The following is a 16,352-nucleotide window of genomic DNA, read 5'->3' on the forward strand; positions in this document are numbered from 1 at the left end:
CCCTCTCCCGGCGGGAGAGGGTTTTTTATTGCTCACAGAAAATCCGGGATCATCAACACGCTCTGGTTTTCTGCCCTGCTGTCTTGCAATTTCACACTCTCGCAGAAATGTCTTTTGCAGGTGCGGTATGCGCTTTCAGGCGCAATGAATGCTGCCATGAAAGCGGATGTTTACTTCGGCAGTAAACCAATAAAGCTGCGTTTTTTGCGCGGCTCCGACATCAGTTCTTCCAGCTTCTCCACGCACGCCAGGTAGTGCGGTGTCTCCTTGTGCGCCTGGACGGCGGCGGCGTCCTGATACGCTTCATAAATAAAAAAGCGGGTTTTCACTTTTGGATCCTGTAATACATCAAAACGCAGATTCCCCGGCTCGCGGATAGCGCCTTCGTGATTGGCACGAAAGACCTGTAAAAACTCATCTACTCTGTCCGGTTTGATATTGATTTCCACCAGCGTCACATTCATGGTTGCTCTCCTTGTTTTTCCTCCAGCCAGAACTGGTACGCCTCACGGGCGTGCATGTGCTCGTGTACCACTTTTTTCACCGCCTTGAGCATGGCGAGCGGCGCGCTGGACTGGAAAATGTTGCGCCCCATATCCACGCCCGACGCGCCCTGATCAATGGCGCGGAAGCACATCTCCAGCGCCTCCTGCTCGGGTAACTTTTTCCCGCCAGCAATCACGATCGGCACCGGGCAACTGGCGGTGACCTTTTCAAACCCCTCTTCCACAAAGTAGGTTTTCACAAACTGCGCGCCCATTTCGGCGGCGATACGGCTGGCCAGCGAAAAATAACGCGCATCGCGCGTCATCTCTTTACCCACTCCGGTCACTGCCATCGTCGGCACACCGTAGCGGTTGCCCGCGTCCACCAGCTTGATGATGTTATTAATCGACTGGTGTTCATGTTCACTGCCGATATAGATTTGCGCCGCCACCGCACAGACGTTGAGCCGCAGCGCGTCTTCCATCGCCACCGCCACGCATTCGTTAGAAAGTTCGGCGAGGATTGAGTTGCCGCCAGAGGCGCGCAGCACCACCGGTTTATTGGTCGCGGGCGGCACCACACTGCGCAAAATGCCACGCGTACACATCAGCACATCGGTTTGTGCGAACAGCGGCGCAATCGATAGATCAATACGCTCAAGCCCGGTCGTCGGTCCCTGAAAATAGCCGTGATCGAAGGCCAGCATCACCGTACGGTTACTCTGTGGGTTAAAGATCCTTGCCAGCCGCGATTGCATGCCCCAGTCCAGCGCACCGCAGCCCTTCAGGGTGAAAGGCACATTTTGCTGCGCGGTGCCCAGGCCAAAGTCTTTGCCATCTTTGATGTCATCTACATCCGCCATCCTGCCTCCCGCAAAAAGCTGTGATAGAACAAGTGATTTTGTGACTGATGAATGTTCAAAAGCGTAGGCGCTGAACTATATTTACGACCGTACGAGGATCACAGTTTTATCTATGATGCTTGCGAGGGGGCAAAACCCATGAGTTACCTTTTAGCGTTAGATGCAGGGACTGGCAGCATTCGGGCAGTGATCTTCGACTTAAGCGGGCGGCAAATTGCCGTCGGCCAGGCCGAGTGGAAACACCTCAGCGTGGAAAACGTCCCCGGCTCAATGGAGTTCGACCTCAACACCAACTGGCAACTGGCCTGCCAGTGCATCCGCCAGGCGCTGAAAACCGCCGGTCTTAGCGGCGCGGATATCCAGTCAGTCGCCTGCTGCTCCATGCGTGAAGGCATTGTGCTGTATAACAATAATGGCGACGCCATCTGGGCGTGCGCTAACGTCGATTCCCGCGCCAGCCATGAAGTCGCCGAGTTAAAAGAGATCCATGACTGGCAGTTTGAAGCCGAAGTCTACAGCGTTTCCGGGCAGACGCTGGCGCTCAGCGCCATGCCGCGTCTGCTGTGGCTGGCGCACCATCGCCCCGACATTTACCGCGATACCGCCACCATCACCATGATCAGCGACTGGCTGGCCTCGCGCCTCTCCGGCTGGTTAGCGGTGGATCCTTCCAATGCCGGCACCACCGGTATGCTCGATCTTTTCACGCGTGACTGGCGACCCGACTTACTGGATATGGCCGGGTTACGCCCGGATCTGTTATCACCGGTGAAAGAGACCGGCAGCCTGTTGGGCGAAGTCACTCACCAGGCGGCGCAAGAGTGCGGTCTGCGCGAAGGCACGCCGGTAGTGATGGGTGGCGGTGATGTACAGCTCGGCAGCCTTGGCCTTGGCGTGGTGCGAGCCGGACAAACCGCTGTGCTCGGCGGCACGTTCTGGCAGCAAGTGGTGAACCTGCCGCAAGTGCGCACCGACCCGGAAATGAATATCCGCGTCAATCCGCATGTCATTCCAGGCATGGTGCAAGCGGAGTCGATAAGCTTTTTCACCGGCCTGACCATGCGCTGGTTCCGCGACGCGTTTTGCGCAGAAGAAAAGTTGATTGCCGAGCGGATGGGCATTGACGCCTACACCTTACTGGAAGAGATGGCAGGCCGGGTACCGGCGGGTTCATGGGGCGTGATGCCCATTTTCTCCGACGCCATGCACTTCAAGCAGTGGTATCACGCCGCACCGTCGTTTATTAACCTCTCCATCGACCCGGAAAAATGCAACAAAGCCACGCTGTTCCGCGCACTGGAAGAGAACGCCGCCATCGTTTCCGCCTGCAATCTGGCGCAGATTTCACGCTTTTCCGGCGTACAGTTCGACAGCCTGGTCTTCGCGGGTGGGGGTGCGAAAGGCGCGCTGTGGAGCCAGATTTTAAGCGATGTCACGGGCCTGCCGGTACGTGTGCCGGAAGTGAAAGAGGCCACCGCGCTGGGCTGTGCTATCGCCGCGGGTGTGGGTGCCGGGTTGTATGACGACATGGCAGCCACCGGCGAGCGGCTGGTACGCTGGAGCCGGGAATTTACGCCGAACCCGGAACATCGCGAGCTGTACGACACCATGATGCTGAAGTGGCAGAAAATCTACGCAGAACAACTCGGCCTCGTCGACAGCGGTTTAACCACATCCCTGTGGCAGGCACCCGGCCTGACAACCGGCGCCTGACGCGCTTTTCCCTCTCCCGTTGCGGGAGAGGGATATTTGAATCCCATCACAATCATTCGCTCCGCCTTTTCCCTTTTCTGCCGCGACGGCTAAAGTAGAACTCATCCGACCACATAACAATAATTTTACACTGGAAGAGAGCATGAGCCATTACCCGTCGCTGTTCACCCCACTCGATCTGGGCTTTACCACGCTAAAAAACCGTGTGCTGATGGGTTCGATGCACACCGGGCTGGAGGAGCGCCCGGACGGCGCAGAGCGGCTGGCGGCATTCTATGCTGAACGCGCCCGTCATGGCGTCGCGCTGATAGTCACCGGCGGGGTTGCGCCCGCACTTTCCGGCGTCACCATGGAGGGCGGCGCGGTGCTGAACGATACCAGCCAGCTTCCCCATCACCGGCAAATCACTGAAGCGGTGCATCAGGAAGGTGGCAAGATCGCCCTGCAAATTCTGCACACCGGACGCTACAGCTATCAGCCGCAGCTGGTCGCGCCATCGGCGTTACAGGCGCCGATCAACCGCTTTACGCCGCATGAATTGAGCCATGATGAAATTCTCACGCTGATTGATGATTTCGCCCGCTGCGCTGCGCTGGCACAGCAGGCCGGTTACGACGGCGTTGAAGTGATGGGTTCTGAGGGCTACCTGATTAACGAATTTCTCGCCGCGCGCACCAATCACCGTGAGGACGAATGGGGCGGCGATTATGCCCGGCGTATGCGCTTTGCCGTGGAAGTGGTGCGTGCCGTGCGCGAGCGCGTCGGCAGCGACTTTATTATTATCTATCGCCTGTCGATGCTGGATCTTGTCGAAGGCGGCGGCACGCTGGAAGAAACCATCGCGCTGGCGCAGGCGGTGGAAGCCGCAGGCGCGACACTGATTAATACCGGTATTGGCTGGCACGAAGCGCGCATCCCAACCATTGCCACGCCGGTGCCGCGCGGCGCATTCAGTTGGGTAACGCGCAAGCTGAAAGGCAAAGTGAAGGTGCCGCTTATTACCACCAACCGCATTAACGATCCTGGGGTGGCCGACGAGATCCTCGCGCGTGGTGATGCCGATATGGTATCGATGGCGCGCCCGTTTCTGGCCGATGCCGGGTTTGTGTCGAAAGCGCAAAATGGTCGCGCGGATGAGATCAATACCTGCATCGGTTGTAACCAGGCCTGCCTGGATCAGATCTTCGTCGGTAAAGTCACCTCCTGCCTTGTTAACCCCCGCGCCTGCCATGAAACGCTAATGCCAGTGCTTCCGGCTGTGCAAAAGAAAAACCTGGCGGTGGTCGGCGCAGGCCCTGCCGGGCTGGCGTTCGCCATTAATGCCGCGGCACGCGGGCATGGCGTAACGCTGTTTGATGCCCAGGCGGAGATCGGCGGGCAGTTTAATGTCGCCAAACAGATCCCCGGCAAAGAAGAGTTCTACGAAACGCTGCGTTACTACCGGCGGATGATCGATCTGACCGGCGTTACGTTATGCCTGAATCAACGCGTCGATCCGGCCACCCTACTGGGGTTTGACGAGGTGATCCTTGCCAGCGGCATTGAACCGCGGATGCCGCCAATCGACGGGATCGATCATCCGAAAGTGCTGAACTACCTCGATGTGCTGCGCGATAAAGCACCGGTGGGTGAAAGTGTGGCCATTATTGGCTGCGGCGGGATCGGCTTTGATACCGCAATGTATTTAAGCCAGCCGGGCGAACCAACCAGCCAGAACATCGCCGAATTTTGTGTGGAATGGGGAATTGATACCAGCCTGAATGAAGTGGGCGGTCTGCGCCCGGAAGGACCGCAGTTGCCGAAAAGCCCGCGCCGCATTGTGATGTTGCAGCGTAAAGCCAGCAAGCCTGGTGAAGGTCTGGGGAAAACCACCGGCTGGATCCACCGCGCCACGTTGCTGTCGCGTGGCGTGAAAATGATCCCGGCGGTCAGTTATCAAAAGATTGACGATGCCGGGTTGCACCTGTTGATCGGCGGTGAACCTCAGCTATTGGCTGTTGATCATGTGGTGGTCTGCGCAGGCCAGGAGCCAAAACGCGAGCTGGCGGAACCGCTGCGTGAAGCGGGCAAAACAGTGCATTTGATAGGTGGCTGCGATGTGGCGCTGGAGCTGGATGCCCGCCGGGCGATTGCGCAAGGGACAAAACTGGCGCTGGCAATTTAAAATAACTGGCTTAACGCTTTCCGGCCCCCCAGCCTGGCTGAAAGTTTTCTATGGATAACAAAGTGGCCCGCAAAGCGGGCCACTTTCCATTAGCGTTTCTTACGCACTTTCACCGCTTTCAGCACCACGAACTTGTTGTTAGTGGCGAGGGTTTCGCAGTTGCCAAATACGCGTTTTAGCTTGCGGAAATAGTCGAGGTGGCGGTTGCCGACAATGCGCAGCTCACCGCCATATTTCAGGCAGAAACGCGCATCGTTGAACATCTGCCAGGCAATATGATCGGTAATCGCGCTCTGCTGATGGAACGGCGGGTTACACACGATTGCGTCAAACCTGTCCGGCTCCACGCCGGACAACGAGTTGTTGATCATAAACTCGCTGCGTTCAACGGCTTGTGGCAGGTTCGCTTCCACATTCAGCCGCGCGGAAGCCACCGCCATCGCCGACTCATCGGCGAACAGCACACGGCTGTTCGGGTTCTGCGCCAGCAGTTTTAAACCAATCACACCGTTGCCGCAGCCTAAATCAACCATCTCACCTTCCACGTTTTCCGGCAGATGTTGCAGGAAAAATCGCGCGCCAATATCCAGCCCGCTGCGGGAAAAGACATTGGCATGGTTATGAATAGTCCAGTTCGTGCCGTCCAGCTTCCAGCTGGCGAGCACAGAACTCTCCTCAAGCGCAGGCGCGTTAAATGTGCAGTTGATGAGCCGGGCTTTTTTCCATGCCAGCGTGGTGGTGGTCGGCCCGAGAATTTTTTCAAACAGCGCTAACGTCGAGTTGTGGACATCGCGCGCTTTCGCCCCGGCGATAATCCGCGTGTTCGGCGTGACAACCTCGCGTAACGCGCGCAGTTGCTGCTCGAGCAGCGACAGCTGTTTTGGCACTTTAATCAGCACTAACGCCGGGTTTGCAGGCAGCGGGTGCAGGCTGTCTTGCAGCGTGACGGCGGTTTCGTCCAGATCGTTAATGCGCAGGTTATGCTGTGTCGCCAGCTCTGCTATATAGGAGTCGTTGACGGAAACCGGGCGATGCGACGCCAGCGCACAGGCCAGCGCGCCGAAGCTGTCATTAAAAATCAGAACCGGGCCATCGACCTCATTCACCTGTTGCAGCAGATATTCATCCGCCGCGTCCCACGCCTGTAGCGACGCCTCTTCCACGCCGACAGGGAATCTGTCTAAAGTGAATGATTGTCCGTTTAACTCAACCTGGCTCATCGCCCCTCCGCAATGCTAAAATTCGCGCGTTTTATCGCTTAATTATCCGGAGATGTAAACACATTTCGCCATGAACAAGCTGACCTATCTTCAGGGCTACCCTGAATCCCTGCTGACGCAGGTTACCGCCCTGATTGAACAGAACCGGCTGGGCGAGGTGCTGAAAAAGCGCTATCCGGAAAGCCACGACATCACCACCGATAAAGCGCTTTATCACTATACGCAAACGCTGAAAAATCAGTATCTGCGTAACGCCGCGCCGGTGAATAAGGTGATGTATGACAGCAAAATCCACGTGTTAAACAATGCACTCGGCTTACATACGGCGATCTCCCGCGTCCAGGGCGGCAAGTTAAAAGCCAAAGCGGAAATCCGCGTCGCCACGGTGTTTCGCGACGCGCCAGAAGCCTTCTTGCGGATGATCGTGGTTCACGAACTTGCGCATCTGAAAGAGAAAGATCACAACAAAGCGTTCTACCAGCTGTGCTGCTATATGGAGCCGCAGTACCACCAGCTCGAGTTTGATACGCGGTTGTGGCTAACGCATCTGACGCTGGATAACGGGTGAGATTTTCGCCATCACCTTTTGTGCTTGTGCGGGGCAGTGCACTGGTTTTGTCATCTCGTCGTGCTAGAGTGATCGAAGACCCCCTTACGGAGAATTAGCGCCTGTATGATACGTTTCGCTGTCATAGGTACGAACTGGATCACCCGCCAGTTCGTCGATGCCGCCCATGAAACGGGCAAATATAAACTCACCGCCGTTTTTTCCCGCAGCCTTGAACAGGCGCAAACGTTCGCCAACGACTACCCGGTCGAACATCTGTTTACCTCGCTTGAAGATATGGCACAAAGCGATGCGATTGACGCGGTTTATATTGCCAGCCCGAATTCCCTGCATTTCCCACAGACGCAGCTTTTTCTGCGTCACAAAAAGCATGTGATCTGCGAAAAACCGCTGGCCTCCAACCTGCGTGAAGTGGAAGCGGCCATCGCCTGCGCGCGGGAAAATCAGGTGGTGCTGTTTGAAGCGTTCAAAACCGCCAGCCTGCCGAATTTTATTTTGCTGAAACAAACGCTGGCCAAAGCGGGCAAGCTCCGTAAAGCCTTTATCAACTACTGCCAGTATTCGTCGCGCTACCAGCGTTACCTGGACGGAGAAAACCCGAATACCTTTAATCCGGCGTTTTCCAACGGCTCGATTATGGACATTGGCTTCTACTGCCTGGCGTCCGCCGTGGCGCTGTGGGGCGAGCCGCACAGCGTTCAGGCCACCGCCAGCCTGCTGGAAAGCGGCGTGGATGCCCACGGCGTGGTGGTGATGGATTACGGTGATTTCAGCGTCACGCTGCAACACTCGAAAGTGAGTGATTCCGTGCTGCCGAGCGAAATTCAGGGCGAGGCCGGATCGCTGGTGATCGAGAAAATCTCCGAATGCCAGAAAGTCTCGTTCGTGCCGCGCGGCGGCAAAGCGCAGGAACTGACACAGCCGCAGCACATCAATACCATGCTGTATGAAGCTGAAACCTTTGCCCGCCTGGTGGAAGAGAACGAAGTCAACCACCCGGGGCTGGACGTAAGCCGGGTCACGGCAAAACTGCTGACCGAAATTCGCCGCCAGATCGGCGTCGTTTTCCCGGCGGATGACATCGGCGAACAGCTGCCGGCGTAAAGGTTCGTAAAGCATAGATGGCTTCACATTGACGGAATCAATATGCTGACATATTTTGTTACCTGCAAAGGGGAGTAACTTCATTGCCGGTGGATCGTCATTACGATGCGTATATGCATCCGGTCGCCGGGCGTCTTCACAGACGTAAGTGAGACCTTGCCGGAAGGCGAGGATCCATTGCACCTAAAGCAAACGGCTAACCTCTTCCGACGTTAGCCGTTTTTGTTTTTAGGTAAGGATTCACACAATGAATACTGTCGGTACACCGATGTTATGGGGCGGCTTCGCGATTGTGGTCGTGATTATGCTGGCCGTCGACCTTCTGCTTCAGGGGCGTCGCGGCGTCCATACGATGACCATGAAGCAGGCGGCCGCCTGGTCTGTGGTTTGGGTCAGCCTCTCCCTGCTGTTCAATGCCGCCTTCTGGTGGTATCTCACGCAAACCGAAGGACGCGCTGTTGCCGACACGCAGGCGCTGGCGTTCCTCACCGGTTATCTGATTGAAAAAGCGCTGGCGGTCGATAACGTCTTCGTCTGGCTGATGCTGTTTAGCTACTTCTCCGTGCCTGCCGCGTTGCAGCGCCGGGTGCTGGTTTACGGCGTGCTCGGCGCGATTGTGCTGCGCACGATTATGATTTTCGCTGGCAGCTGGCTTATCACCCAGTTCTCGTGGCTGTTGTATGTTTTTGGCGCATTCCTGCTGTTTACCGGCGTGAAAATGGCGCTGGCGAAAGAGGACGAAACCGGGATCGGCGACAAACCGCTGGTGCGCTGGCTGCGCAGCCATTTACGCATGACCGATACCATCGAAAATGAGCACTTTTTCGTGCGCAAAAATGGCCTGCTGTTCGCGACGCCATTATTGCTGGTGCTGATTCTGGTCGAATTGAGCGATGTGATTTTTGCGGTCGACAGTATCCCGGCTATTTTTGCCGTGACCACCGATCCGTTTATCGTGCTGACCTCAAACCTGTTTGCGATTCTGGGCCTGCGTGCGATGTATTTTCTGCTGGCGGGCGTGGCGGAGCGTTTCTCAATGCTCAAATATGGTTTGTCGGTCATTCTGGTGTTTATCGGCATCAAGATGCTGATTGTCGATTTCTTCCATATTCCGATCGCCGTCTCGCTTGGCGTGGTAGGCGGCATCCTCGTGCTGACCATGCTGCTCAACGCGTGGGTTAACCACCAGCACGACAAGAAAAACAGGGCGTAAGCCGTAAATGGCCGCTCTGCCAGTGCGCAGAGCGGTCATTTCATCAGCCTTGTCGCCTTTATCACAAAACGTTAACACAAAAAATCAAAAAGCCGCGCCAGGCTGGAAAAGTTCTTCTTCTCCCCTTTCTTGTTGCCGCAGAGTCCATATACTGCTTTCTGCAAACAAATGTTACATCCTGACAAATGTCACCCAAAAAGGCATGCGGGATGCAACTCCACAACACGAAAGGAACATGGCATGACAACGCACCGCTCCACCGGGTTACTGCAACGCTTGATTGATGGCAGTCTGGTGAAACAGATTCTTATTGGTTTAATTCTGGGTATTTTACTGGCGTGGATTTCGACGCCCGCCGCTATTGCGACCGGCATTCTGGGTACGCTGTTCGTCAGCGCGTTAAAAGCGGTGGCACCAGTACTGGTGCTGATGCTGGTGATGGCCTCTATCGCTGGTCATCAACAAGGGCAAAAGACGCGTTTGCGCCCGGTGCTGGTGCTGTATCTGTTAGGCACGTTCACTGCCGCGCTGACCGCCGTGCTGGTCAGCTTTCTCTTCCCTTCGACGCTCCAGCTTGTGCCGGGCGCCAATGATGTCACGCCGCCATCCGGCATTGTCGAAGTGCTGCGCGGTTTACTGACCAGCATGATCGCCAATCCGGTGACGGCAATCATGAACGCGAACTACATCGGCATTCTGGTGTGGGCTGTGGGGCTGGGCTTTGCGTTGCGCCACAGCAATGAGAGCACCAAAAATCTGGTGCAGGATATGGCCAGCGCCGTCACCTTTATGGTGCGCATCGTGATCCGCTTTGCGCCGATCGGCATTTTCGGCCTTGTCTCCTCTACCCTTGCGACATCCGGTTTTGGCGCACTGTTAGGCTATGCACAACTGCTGGTGGTGCTGGTGGGCTGCATGGCGTTTGTCGCGCTGGTGGTTAACCCGCTGCTGGTGTACTGGAAAATCCGTCGCAACCCGTTCCCGCTGGTCTTTACCTGCCTGCGTGAAAGCGGCGTCACCGCCTTTTTCACCCGCAGTTCAGCGGCGAATATTCCCGTGAACATGGCGCTGTGTGAGAAGCTGAATCTTGACCGCGATACCTATTCGGTTTCTATCCCGCTGGGTGCCACCATTAACATGGCGGGCGCGGCAATCACCATTACCGTGCTGGCGCTGGCGGCAGTGCATACGCTGGGCATTACGGTTGATGTGCCAACGGCGCTGCTGCTGAGCGTGGTGGCGTCGCTCTGTGCCTGTGGCGCGTCCGGCGTGGCGGGCGGTTCCCTGCTGCTGATCCCGCTGGCCTGTAATATGTTTGGTATTTCCAACGATGTGGCCATGCAGGTGGTAGCGGTCGGCTTTATTATTGGCGTCTTGCAGGATTCCTGCGAAACGGCACTTAACTCCTCCACCGATGTGCTGTTTACCGCAGCGGTGTGCCAGGCGGAAGATGAGCGCCTGGTGAATAACGCCCTGCGTAACTGATCTTTTTGGCTGCCTTCACCGGACAGCCGGTTTCTCTTGCCGCGCGGTTTCGACTTTAAACGGGTCGATACCGCGTTTTTGCATGCGCCAGAAGCGAATAATGTTCAGGCCATTCATCACTAAAAAGCTGCCTTCGATCAGCGAACCGCCAATCGATCCGAGCCAGATATTGTGGATTACCCAGCAGCCGGTTGAGCACCAAATCACGCAGCGCATCGGCAAGCCTTTAAAACGAAACAGCGCCCAGGTGCTGACGATCGTCCCGGCAACCGGTAACAACTCCATGGGATGGTGAAATTTCGCCAGTCCTAACCCGCCGGTAAGCACAATAAACAGTGCCATGACCCACAGGCTACGGGTACGCAGAGTAATCAGGGTGCGGATGGCGTTAAGCATGGCGCTGGAGCCCGCCGGGAACGCGCCCATCAGAAAGAAATGCACGCCGATAATGGCGCTATAGACTGAGAGTTGCTTTTTGAAGCGCCGTTCATCACGGTTGATAAACGTGGTAATACCAATCAGAAAAGCAATCACACCAACGCCCTGGGCAAGCCAATACGTGGTCATGGAAATTCCTTGTAGGATTTGGGATAAAGCGACACATCACTTAATGCCTGCGAGGAGGCTTGACCCAAAAATTTCGCGCCAGGGCAAGGCGGCAAGCTCACAAATCCCCGGGAGCTGACCGGGGTGAATGAGCGCAGCCAACACAGTCATGGCGCGAAAGATAAAGGTAAATTAAAGCGTTACGCCGCTTTTGAAGATAGCCAGTTCGCGGAAATCGTTTTTCTCGTTACAGGTCTTTTTGCCGTTGGCGATATCGACGATCACATCCACAAACTCGCTCAGCAGTTGCGGCATCGCTTTGCCGTGAATCAGCTGACCGGCATCGAAGTCAATCCAGTGTTTCTTCTTCGCCGCCAGTTCGCTGTTGGTAGCAATTTTCACCGTCGGAACAAAACCGCCGTATGGCGTACCGCGACCGGTACTGAACAGCACCATATGGCAGCCTGCCCCGGCCAGCGCGCTGGTAGCAACCGCATCGTTACCCGGTGCGCTTAGCAGGTTCAGACCGTGGGTTTTCAGACGCTCACCGTAACGCAACACGTCCACCACCTTGCTGGCACCCGCTTTTTGCGTGCAGCCCAGTGATTTCTCTTCCAGCGTGGTGATACCGCCCGCTTTGTTACCCGGCGATGGGTTTTCGTAAATCGGCTGATTATGCGCGATAAAGTACTGTTTGAAGTCGTTGACCATGGTGACGGTCTTCTCAAAGGTACTTTCGTCGCGGCAGTGGCTCATCAGAATACGTTCCGCACCGAACATCTCCGGTACTTCGGTTAACACAGTAGTGCCACCGTTGCCGATTACGTAGTCCGAGAAACGGCCCAGCATCGGATTGGCGGTGATGCCAGAAAGGCCATCAGAACCGCCGCACTCAAGGCCGAATTTCAGCTCGCTCAGTTTGCCCGGTTCACGCTTGTCGTTGCGCATTGCCTGATAAAGCTCATGCAAATGCTCAAGACCGGCTTCCACTTCGTCATCCTGGTGTTGGCAGACCATAAAGTGGACGCGTTCCGGATCGAATTCACCGAGCGTCTGACGGAAGGCGTCGACCTGGTTGTTTTCACAGCCCAGACCAATCACCAGCACCGCACCCGCGTTCGGGTGACGCACCATATTTTGCAACATAGTGCGGGTGTTAATGTGGTCGTCACCCAGTTGGGAACAACCGTAGGTGTGGCTGAACAGGTAAACGCCGTCGATATCTTCGGCGTCCTGCGTCTCTTTCAGGAAACGGCTCTGGATCTGACGGGCAATGCCGTTCACACAGCCGACCGTCGGCAGGATCCATAACTCGTTGCGGATCCCGACTTCGCCGTTAGCGCGGCGGTAGATCTGAATGTCACGATCCGCAGCCTGTGCGCCTTCCTCCTGAAAATCAGGTTGATAGCTATACTCGTCCACATCGCTCAGATTGGTACGGGCATTATGGGAATGGATGTATTCGCCCGACGCGATATCTGCTGTCGCATGACCAATTGGCAGACCATACTTGACAACATTTTCACCTTTGGCGATGGGTTGCAGGGCAAACTTATGCCCGCGAACCACCGCCTGGCGCAGCCGAACGGTTTGGTTGTCGATAACGACTTCCGCGCCTTCAGCGAGATCCGCCAGTGCTACCGCAACGTTATCCAGTGAATGGATCTTGATGTATTGCATATCAACCTCAAACGGCCTTAGTTCAGTTCAATCGCGAAGTAATCACGCGCATTGTTAAAGCAGATGTTTTTCACCATTTCGCCCAGCAGCTGAATATCCGCCGGGGCTTCGCCCGCTTCGACCCAGCGGCCAATCATCTGGCACAGGATGCGACGGAAATATTCGTGGCGGGTGTAAGAGAGGAAACTGCGGCTGTCGGTCAGCATGCCGACAAAGCGGCTCAGCAGACCCAGTTGCGCCAGCTGCGTCATCTGACGTTCCATGCCATCTTTCTGGTCGTTAAACCACCAGCCGGAACCGAACTGCATTTTGCCTGGCATACCTTCGCCCTGGAAGTTGCCGATCATGGTGCCGAGCACTTCGTTATCGCGCGGGTTCAGGCAGTACAGAATGGTTTTCGGCAGCAGGTTCTCTTCATTCTGCTTGCTCAGCAGTCTGGAGAGCTCTTCTGCCAGCGGACGGTCGTTGATGGAATCGAAACCGACGTCTGGCCCCAGCAGTTTGAACTGACGCAGGTTGTTATTACGCAGCGCGCCAATGTGGTACTGCTGCACCCAACCGCGACGGGCGTATTCCGCACCCAGCCAGACCAGCACTGCCGTTTTGAACTGTGCGACTTCTTTTTCGCCGAGCGTCTCACCCGCCAGGCGACGCGCCAGGATGCTATCCAGTTCGGCTTCGCTGGCTTCAGCGAAGAGCACCACGTCCAACGCATGGTCAGAAACTTTACAGCCGTGCGCCGCGAAGTGATCCAGGCGTTTGCTCAGCGCCGTCTGCAGATCGGCAAAACGACGAATGTCGGTATCAGAGACTTCGCCCAGCTTCGCCATGTAATCGTTGAAAGTGGCTTGTTCAATGTTGAACGCTTTGTCCGGGCGCCAGCTCGGCAGCACTTTAATGTGGAAGGTGCCATCTTTGGCGATCGAAGCGTGGTGTTCCAGCGAGTCAATCGGATCGTCGGTGGTACCCACCATTTTCACGTTCATCTGCTGCATGATGCCGCGCGCGGAGAACTTATCCTGCGCCAGTAGTTCATTACCCCGGTTCCAGATTTCGTCGGCGGTAGACGGCGACAACACCTTACCTGTAATACCAAATGGACGACGCAGTTCCAGATGCGTCCAGTGGTATAACGGGTTACCAATGGTGTGCGGCACGGTTGCGGCCCAGGCGTCAAACTTCTCACGATCGGAGGCGTCACCGGTACACAGGCGCTCAGGTACGCCGTTGGTACGCATGGCGCGCCATTTGTAGTGATCACCTTTTAACCAGATGTCATACAGGTTTTTAAAGCGGTAGTTGTCAGCGATCTGTTGCGGCGGCAAGTGGCAATGGTAGTCAAAAATCGGCTGGTCTTTTGCGTAGTCGTGGTACAGACGGCGAGCAAATTCGGTATATAACAGAAAATCTTCGGTCATAAACGGGGTCATTATCGTCTTCCTCTAAACGAGTGCGTCTGATGCTTACCTTTAATGCTGACAAAGTTATCACACCAATTTCTATAGACCGAAGATATTTTCGTGAGTTGGATCAATAAAAGCAGACAAAAACTGACAATCCAGGCGCCTGAATATCCCGCTAACCCGCGCCGTTTCTGGCTTATCCCGGCAAAGTTAAAGACCACACAAAGAAAAACACTTTTGTGATGTCACTCACCTTTTCAAGTTGTATGACAAGTTATCTTTCCTGCCGTCGAACACATAAGCCGACGGAATGCATTCCCGATAAAAAGTTAATCGGATTTTTTGGGTACGGATACCGACTTAAACACGCTTACTTATGGCAAGGTTTGGGCCGTACCGGGAGTTCTCCCGGGTACGTCCTCCCCGTTTCATCCTCCGAACGCGATCGAAGGATGGCCGCGCAGGCGGTAATAACATAACGATGAGGTTTACATGCGTAAAATCAAAGGATTACGTTGGTACATGATAGCACTGGTGACGGTCGGCACCGTGCTGGGCTACCTGACACGTAACACCGTAGCGGCTGCCGCTCCAACCTTGATGGAAGAGCTGCACATTTCTACTCAGCAATACTCTTACATCATTGCGGCTTATTCCGCGGCTTATACTGTTATGCAGCCTGTTGCAGGCTACGTACTGGACGTTCTGGGCACCAAAATTGGTTATGCCTTCTTTGCGATTACCTGGGCGGTATTCTGCGGCGCGACTGCGCTGGCAGGCAGCTGGGGTGGTCTGGCACTGGCGCGTGGCGCGGTGGGTGCCGCTGAAGCAGCGATGATCCCGGCAGGTCTGAAAGCGGCGTCCGAATGGTTCCCGGCGAAAGAACGTTCTATCGCGGTGGGTTACTTCAACGTCGGTTCTTCTATTGGTGCGATGATTGCGCCGCCGCTGGTGGTGTGGGCAATCGTGATGCACAGCTGGGAAATGGCGTTCATCATCTCTGGTGTGCTGAGCTTTGCCTGGGCGATGGCCTGGCTGGTTTTCTATAAACACCCGCGCGATCAGAAAAAACTGAGCGAAGAAGAACGCGAGTACATCATTGGCGGTCAGGAAGCACAACACCAGACCAACAACGGCAAAAAAATGTCCGTCTGGCAGATTCTGGGCACCCGTCAGTTCTGGGGCATCGCGCTGCCGCGTTTCCTGGCAGAACCAGCCTGGGGTACGTTTAACGCCTGGATCCCGCTGTTCATGTTCAAGGTTTACGGTTTTAACCTGAAAGAAATCGCCATGTTCGCCTGGATGCCGATGCTGTTCGCTGACCTGGGTTGCATCGTCGGTGGTTACCTGCCGCCGCTGTTCCAGCGTGTCTTCGGTGTGAACCTGATTGTTTCCCGTAAAATGGTAGTGACCATGGGTGCGGTACTGATGATTGGCCCTGGCATGATCGGCCTGTTCACCAGCCCGTATGTGGCAATCGGCCTGCTGTGTATCGGTGGTTTTGCTCACCAGTCTCTGTCCGGTGCGCTGATTACACTCTCTTCTGACGTATTCGGTCGTAACGAAGTGGCAACCGCGAACGGTCTGACCGGTATGGCGGCGTGGACAGCAAGTACCCTGTTTGCCCTGGTAGTTGGTGCGCTGGCGGATACCATCGGCTTTAGCCCGCTGTTCGCTGTGCTGGCTCTGTTCGACCTGATGGGTGCCGTGGTTATCTGGACGGTGCTGAAAAACAAATCAGCCGAAGAGGTGGTGAAAGAGCATTCACTTGGTGGCCCGGCAGCACAAAGTTAAACATCAATTTTGATACTTAAAAAAGCCGCCTGGTGCGGCTTTTTTACTATCTGCGATGGTGAGAAAGCAGTAAAAGTGGTATAACAAATCTATTATTGCCCTTCTTTTTCCTGG

At 55.6% G+C, this 16,352-nt stretch carries 13 protein-coding genes; 7 read left to right on the plus strand and 6 right to left on the minus strand.

Annotated elements, in window-relative coordinates; translation table 11 throughout:
• Positions 1-170: 170 nt before the first annotated feature.
• Together lsrG and lsrF are read right to left on the minus strand one after the other, a co-directional pair.
• Positions 171-464, minus strand: coding sequence for a (4S)-4-hydroxy-5-phosphonooxypentane-2,3-dione isomerase (gene lsrG / locus DFO56_RS20350; RefSeq protein ID WP_045513157.1), 294 nt, complete (start codon positions 462-464; stop codon positions 171-173).
• The gene (gene lsrF, locus DFO56_RS20355) at positions 461-1,348 is read right to left on the minus strand and encodes a 3-hydroxy-5-phosphonooxypentane-2,4-dione thiolase (RefSeq protein ID WP_020455366.1); all 888 of its coding nucleotides are present in this window, start codon (positions 1,346-1,348) and stop codon (positions 461-463) included. The genes lsrG and lsrF overlap by 4 nt, the downstream gene beginning before the upstream one ends.
• 138 nt (positions 1,349-1,486) lie before the next feature.
• Between lsrF and lsrK the strand changes: the two genes are divergently transcribed.
• Both lsrK and DFO56_RS20365 read left to right on the plus strand, forming a co-directional pair.
• Complete coding sequence (gene lsrK / locus DFO56_RS20360; RefSeq protein WP_020455367.1) at positions 1,487-3,061, plus strand: autoinducer-2 kinase; 1,575 nt, start codon at positions 1,487-1,489, stop codon at positions 3,059-3,061.
• Positions 3,062-3,203: 142 nt separating this feature from the next.
• Positions 3,204-5,225, plus strand: coding sequence for an NADPH-dependent 2,4-dienoyl-CoA reductase (locus DFO56_RS20365; protein WP_045513160.1), 2,022 nt, complete (start codon positions 3,204-3,206; stop codon positions 5,223-5,225).
• Between the two features lie 89 nt (positions 5,226-5,314).
• Here the strand turns inward: DFO56_RS20365 and rlmG are convergent, their stop codons facing one another.
• Complete coding sequence (gene rlmG / locus DFO56_RS20370) at positions 5,315-6,445, minus strand: 23S rRNA (guanine(1835)-N(2))-methyltransferase RlmG (protein ID WP_045513163.1); 1,131 nt, start codon at positions 6,443-6,445, stop codon at positions 5,315-5,317.
• A gap of 70 nt (positions 6,446-6,515) precedes the next feature.
• On the opposite strand from rlmG, the gene DFO56_RS20375 reads away from it, so the two are divergent.
• The 4 genes from DFO56_RS20375 (at position 6,516) to sstT (ending at position 10,815) form a co-directional block, all read left to right on the plus strand.
• Positions 6,516-7,013, plus strand: coding sequence for a M48 family metallopeptidase (locus DFO56_RS20375; RefSeq protein ID WP_045513166.1), 498 nt, complete (start codon positions 6,516-6,518; stop codon positions 7,011-7,013).
• A 105-nt stretch (positions 7,014-7,118) separates the two neighbouring features.
• Complete coding sequence (locus DFO56_RS20380; RefSeq protein WP_020455371.1) at positions 7,119-8,117, plus strand: Gfo/Idh/MocA family protein; 999 nt, start codon at positions 7,119-7,121, stop codon at positions 8,115-8,117.
• A gap of 247 nt (positions 8,118-8,364) precedes the next feature.
• Entirely contained in the window at positions 8,365-9,330 is a 966-nt protein-coding gene (locus DFO56_RS20385; protein ID WP_020455372.1) for a TerC family protein, read from the plus strand.
• Between the two features lie 240 nt (positions 9,331-9,570).
• Positions 9,571-10,815, plus strand: a complete 1,245-nt coding sequence (sstT, locus tag DFO56_RS20390; protein ID WP_045513169.1) for a serine/threonine transporter SstT — start codon at positions 9,571-9,573, stop codon at positions 10,813-10,815.
• A 15-nt stretch (positions 10,816-10,830) separates the two neighbouring features.
• On the opposite strand, the gene DFO56_RS20395 is transcribed toward sstT, so the two are convergent.
• The 3 genes from DFO56_RS20395 to uxaC all read right to left on the minus strand — a co-directional run bounded on the left by DFO56_RS20395 (position 10,831) and on the right by uxaC (position 14,471).
• Positions 10,831-11,382, minus strand: coding sequence for a YgjV family protein (locus DFO56_RS20395; protein WP_045513172.1), 552 nt, complete (start codon positions 11,380-11,382; stop codon positions 10,831-10,833).
• 171 nt (positions 11,383-11,553) lie between these two features.
• Positions 11,554-13,041: a UxaA family hydrolase gene (locus tag DFO56_RS20400; RefSeq protein ID WP_045513175.1), complete on the minus strand. Its 1,488-nt coding sequence runs from the start codon at positions 13,039-13,041 to the stop codon at positions 11,554-11,556.
• A 17-nt stretch (positions 13,042-13,058) separates the two neighbouring features.
• Complete coding sequence (uxaC, locus tag DFO56_RS20405) at positions 13,059-14,471, minus strand: glucuronate isomerase (protein WP_045513177.1); 1,413 nt, start codon at positions 14,469-14,471, stop codon at positions 13,059-13,061.
• Positions 14,472-14,936: 465 nt separating this feature from the next.
• On the opposite strand from uxaC, the gene DFO56_RS20410 reads away from it, so the two are divergent.
• Entirely contained in the window at positions 14,937-16,238 is a 1,302-nt protein-coding gene (locus DFO56_RS20410) for an MFS transporter (protein ID WP_020455377.1), read from the plus strand.
• The last annotated feature ends 114 nt before the right edge of the window (positions 16,239-16,352 follow it).

Source organism: Kosakonia sp. AG348 (genome assembly GCF_003337365.1).
GTDB lineage: Bacteria > Pseudomonadota > Gammaproteobacteria > Enterobacterales > Enterobacteriaceae > Kosakonia.

Coding starts and splice junctions, on each gene's coding strand:
- DFO56_RS20375 (WP_045513166.1), top strand. CDS start 6,516: ATGAACAAGCTGACCTATCTTCAGGGCTACCCTGAATCCCTGCTGACG.
- DFO56_RS20385 (WP_020455372.1), top strand. CDS start 8,365: ATGAATACTGTCGGTACACCGATGTTATGGGGCGGCTTCGCGATTGTG.
- DFO56_RS20380 (WP_020455371.1), top strand. CDS start 7,119: ATGATACGTTTCGCTGTCATAGGTACGAACTGGATCACCCGCCAGTTC.
- uxaC (WP_045513177.1), bottom strand. CDS start 14,471: ATGACCCCGTTTATGACCGAAGATTTTCTGTTATATACCGAATTTGCT.
- DFO56_RS20400 (WP_045513175.1), bottom strand. CDS start 13,041: ATGCAATACATCAAGATCCATTCACTGGATAACGTTGCGGTAGCACTG.
- sstT (WP_045513169.1), top strand. CDS start 9,571: ATGACAACGCACCGCTCCACCGGGTTACTGCAACGCTTGATTGATGGC.
- lsrF (WP_020455366.1), bottom strand. CDS start 1,348: ATGGCGGATGTAGATGACATCAAAGATGGCAAAGACTTTGGCCTGGGC.
- lsrK (WP_020455367.1), top strand. CDS start 1,487: ATGAGTTACCTTTTAGCGTTAGATGCAGGGACTGGCAGCATTCGGGCA.
- DFO56_RS20365 (WP_045513160.1), top strand. CDS start 3,204: ATGAGCCATTACCCGTCGCTGTTCACCCCACTCGATCTGGGCTTTACC.
- lsrG (WP_045513157.1), bottom strand. CDS start 464: ATGAATGTGACGCTGGTGGAAATCAATATCAAACCGGACAGAGTAGAT.
- rlmG (WP_045513163.1), bottom strand. CDS start 6,445: ATGAGCCAGGTTGAGTTAAACGGACAATCATTCACTTTAGACAGATTC.
- DFO56_RS20410 (WP_020455377.1), top strand. CDS start 14,937: ATGCGTAAAATCAAAGGATTACGTTGGTACATGATAGCACTGGTGACG.
- DFO56_RS20395 (WP_045513172.1), bottom strand. CDS start 11,382: ATGACCACGTATTGGCTTGCCCAGGGCGTTGGTGTGATTGCTTTTCTG.